The 1,069-nt window shown below is 74.5% G+C and carries 2 protein-coding genes; both read right to left on the bottom strand.

The annotated features are described in order from the left end of the window. The coding region (locus AX737_RS09525; RefSeq protein ID WP_156453619.1) for an LLM class flavin-dependent oxidoreductase at positions 1-515 on the bottom strand (515 nt) is incomplete at its 3' end. A 16-nt stretch (positions 516-531) separates the two neighbouring features. After that, positions 532-1,069 (bottom strand): ATP-binding cassette domain-containing protein (locus AX737_RS09520; protein WP_156453618.1); only part of this gene is annotated, 538 nt, incomplete at its 5' end.

The raw sequence follows: 1,069 nt of genomic DNA, 5'->3' as shown, positions 1-1,069 counted from the left end.
GGCGGGTAGATCAGCCGGCCGTTCTCGGCGCGCAGGTGGCGGCCCTCGAAGCTCACCGTGTCGCCGCGCATCAGGCCGCGCCAGATCGCCAGGAACTCGTCGGTGACGGCGTAGCGTTGGTCGTGGTCGAGGAAGACGCCGTCGCCGCGGAGTTCCACGGGATCGCCGCCCGTCACCACGTTGATGAGCAGGCGCCCGTCCGAGATCCGGTCGAGGGTGGAGGCCATGCGGGCGGCGGCCGAGGGCTCCATCAGGCCGGGCCGCACCGCCACGAGGTAGCGCAGGCGCTTCGTCAGCGGCGCCAGCGCCGAGGCGACGATCCACGAATCCTCGCAGGAGCGGCCGGTCGGCAGCAGCACGCCGTAATAGCCGAGATCGTCCGCGCCTTGCGCGATCTGCCGGAGGTAGTCGAGCGTGACGGCGCGCGCGCCCTCCTCGGAGCCGAGATAGCGCCCGTCGCCGTGGGTGGGCAGGAACCAGAGGACGTCGGCGCGCCCGTCGGTCGATTGGGTCATGGAATCACTCCGGACTTCAGGCGGCCGGGCTCTCGCCCAGCAGGTTCTCGAGGATGCGGCCCTCGAGCGCCGCGAGGTCAGGGTCGCCGCGGCGGCGCGGCCGGGGCACGTCGACCCGCACGTCGAGGGCGATGCGGCCCTCGTCCACCACGAGGATGCGGTCGGCGAGCGCCACCGCCTCGGCGACGTCGTGGGTGACGAGGAGCGCGGTGAAGCCCTGCTGCTGCCAGATCCGCTCGATCAGCCCCTGCATGCCGATGCGGGTCAGCGCGTCGAGGGCGCCCAGCGGCTCGTCGAGGGCGAGCAGGCCCGGCCCGCTCACCAGCGCCCGGGCGAGCGCCACGCGCTGGCGCTGGCCGCCCGAGAGCGTGGCCGGCCACTGCCCGGCCTTGTCGGCGAGCCCGACCTCGGCGAGCGCGGCGAGCGCCCGCTCCCGCCGCTCCCGCCGCGAGCCGAGGCCGGTGAGCCCGACCGCGACGTTGTCGACCACCCGCGCCCAGGGGAGCAGGCGCGGCTCCTGGAACATGATGCGCTTCGGCGGAACGTTGCGGCGG

The sequence above is a fragment of the Methylobacterium sp. CCH5-D2 genome, assembly GCF_001556475.1.
Taxonomy (GTDB): Bacteria; Pseudomonadota; Alphaproteobacteria; order Rhizobiales; family Beijerinckiaceae; genus Methylobacterium; species Methylobacterium hispanicum.
Note: the sequence above shows the minus strand (reverse complement) of the source record. Positions and strands in the feature narration are given on the sequence as shown.